Genomic DNA, 2,775 nt, shown 5'->3' with positions numbered 1-2,775 from the left:
GCGTTTGGCGCAGGCCAAATCCGTCGGGCGCCAAGAGGCGCAGGTGAAGCAGGTCGGGCGCCAAGAGTGATGCGCCGGATGTGGTGTTGAGGGTCGCGCGGACGGGCGTTAGCAGCGCCTCGGCGTTTGGGGCCGCAAGGATCACACTGGTCAGCGCACCTGCGCCGCCTGCGGACTGCGCCATGTGGGCGGTGACGTCCCCGCGCAGCGCCATGGCGTCGGCAAAGATGAGCGCACCGGCGCGGCGGATTTCGACCCGGTCCTGGAAGGTGGCGTTGTGCAGTGTTTCGCCCATGGCGACCCGGCCCAACACAAGGGATTCGACAAACATAAAGCGCGCTGTTTCGTGCAGGTTCACCTGCATGTCGCGGCGCACACAGCTGTTTTCAAAAAGAATTGTTTCTTGGGGCAGCCAGTTGAGTTGTGCGCCTTCGGCCACGCTCAGCCGATTGGATACGCGGCCTGTTTCGCCGGGCTGGGCCCCATAGGCGCGTTCGGCGGCTTGGGTGGTGAGGGTCAGTTGCGTGCCGGGCCCTGCCGTGGCCGAAAGGGCAAATCGGTCACCCCCGGTGATGCCGCCCGCGGTGTTGACCAAAACGGCCTGCAATCCGGACCCGCCACGCGGAAACACCAGCTTGGACGAGCCCGCCTGCCGCAAGCTGGCGATAACGCTGGCCCCATCGCGCGCCTTGGCGGTGACCTGCGCCTCGCCGCGAGCGCGGGGTTGGCTGGGTGTTATTCTGGTGTGCAACTCGGTGATCGGTTCATCCCCCTGATGACGATTAACTATCTCAGGGCGGGACCAAAGTGCGACGGGCTGGCTGCCATTGGCTGCCTATTTTCCGCTCATCTGCCTGCGTTTTGACGTGTTTGGTGAAAAAATAGGCATGTGCGCAATCGCTGGCGCGGGCGGTGAACTTGGCGTAGCTTTGCGCCATGGTATTTGCGTCGAAAAAACCGCGCCTTCGGGCTGCGTTGAACCTGCAGGTTGCGGTGGTGTTGGTGGCGATGATGGCCGCCCTTTGGGTGCTGGTTTGGCCCCGGCTGGAACGGTATTTCCTGTTGCAGGCGGCAGAGCAAAACGCAGTGACGCTGCGGCTGGCGAGCGACTCCCTGCGCGCGGCGTTGGATCGCTATGCGCCGTTGCCGCATCTGATCGCGCAGTCCCCGACGCTTGGGGCGTTGTTGCGCGCGCCCGATGCCCCCGGCGCGGTGGCCGCTGCCAACACCGAGCTGTTGAACACCGCCCTCGCCGTATCTGCGTCGGATGTTTACGTCATGGGCGTGGATGGCACCGCGCTTGCGGCCTCGAACTACTACAAGGGCGAGGGGTCGTTTATCGGCAATAACTTTAGCTTCCGCCCCTATTTCACGCAGGCGCTTGATGGGGGCTTGGGGCGGTATTTCGCGCTTGGGACGACCTCGGGCGAGCGGGGATATTTTTACGCGACCCCAGTGCGCGACGGCCCTGAGATTGTGGGCGTTGTGGCGGTAAAATTCACTGTTGATGCGTTTGAGGAAAACTGGCGCGGTGCGGCCTCGGAGGTGATTGTGACGGATGTGAATGGCGTGGTGGCGATGTCGTCGCAGCGGCCTTGGCATTTTCGTACGACCCAGCGATTGGATGATGAAAAGCTAAAGGCGATTGCGCTGAACCGGCAGTATCCGTTGGATCAATTGACACCGCTGGATATGCAGCGCCGCGCGCTGAGCGGGTCGGCAGATATTGCGACGGTGGGGGGTATGGAATACGTGGCCTCATCTGCCGAAGTGATCGAAACGGCGGGCTGGTCCGTGACATCGTTGGTGCCGACGGCTGGTGCGCGGACGCAAGCGATGTGGGTGTTGACGGTGTTCGCGCTGGTGGGGTTGTTCGCGGTTCTTGCGGTGGCTGCGTGGCGGCAGCGTGGGTTGCAAGCCGCCGCTGTTCAGCGTGAGTTGGAGGCCCGCGTCCGAGAGCGTACCGATGCCCTGCGCATCGAGGTCGAGGAGCGGCGCGCCACAGAGGCCGAGCTGCGCCGCACCCAAGCGAGCCTTGTGCAGGCGGGAAAGTTGTCGGCGCTGGGCCAGATGTCCGCCGCGCTGAGCCATGAGTTTAACCAACCGCTTGCCGCCGTCAAAAGCTACGCGGAAAACGCGGGCAGTTTTCTGGACCGCGGCCAGACCCAGCAGGCACGCGAAAACATCACGCGGATCAGCGGATTAGCCGACCGGATGGCGCGCATTTCAAAACATTTGCGCAACTTTGCTCGCCGTCCCGATGAGGCCAGCGGCCCGGTTGCCTTGGACAAGATCATAGAAGACGCCGTGGCGGTGGTAGAGCCGCGCCTGAAGCGGGATGCGATCACGTTGGACATATCGTGGCCAGAGGGCGCGGCGGTGGTGAATGGTGGGCACGTGCGGTTGCAACAGGTGGTTGTAAACCTTTTGACGAACGCGGCGGATGCCTCTGGCCCCGGGGGTCGCGTCGTATTGGGGGCTGACCCTTTGGAGGGCGGTTGGCAGGTGACTGTGCGCGATTTTGGGGCCGGCATCCCCCAAGATGCCCAGAGCCAGATGTTTGACCCTTTCTTTACGACCAAAGAAACCGGCAAGGGCCTTGGGTTGGGATTGTCTATTTCGTTTAATATTGTACGTGATTTTGGCGGCACCCTGTGGGGGCGTAATCATCCTGAGGGTGGTGCGGTATTTGGCGTGGATTTGCGCGCGGCTGAGGGCGCGCAGGAGGCGGCGGAATGAGCGAGACAATCCTGTTTGTCGATGACGAAGAAGACC

Annotated in this window: 2 protein-coding genes; one reads left to right on the top strand and one right to left on the bottom strand. The window is 62.8% G+C overall.

Translation table 11 applies throughout. The features are described 5' to 3' along the window. A partial coding sequence (locus AC4GMC_RS18105; protein ID WP_490391500.1) for an urease accessory protein UreD occupies nt 1-751 on the bottom strand: 751 nt, incomplete at its 3' end. Nucleotides 752-936: 185 nt separating this feature from the next. Between AC4GMC_RS18105 and AC4GMC_RS18100 the strand changes: the two genes are divergently transcribed. Further along, the gene (locus tag AC4GMC_RS18100) at nt 937-2,739 is read left to right on the top strand and encodes an ATP-binding protein (protein ID WP_487878320.1); all 1,803 of its coding nucleotides are present in this window, start codon (nt 937-939) and stop codon (nt 2,737-2,739) included. Nucleotides 2,740-2,775: the final 36 nt, after the last annotated feature.

Source organism: Thalassobacter sp. (assembly GCF_982993085.1).
This window is presented reverse-complemented; position numbering and strand designations above follow the sequence as displayed.

Coding starts and splice junctions, on each gene's coding strand:
- AC4GMC_RS18100 (WP_487878320.1), top strand. CDS start 937: ATGGTATTTGCGTCGAAAAAACCGCGCCTTCGGGCTGCGTTGAACCTG.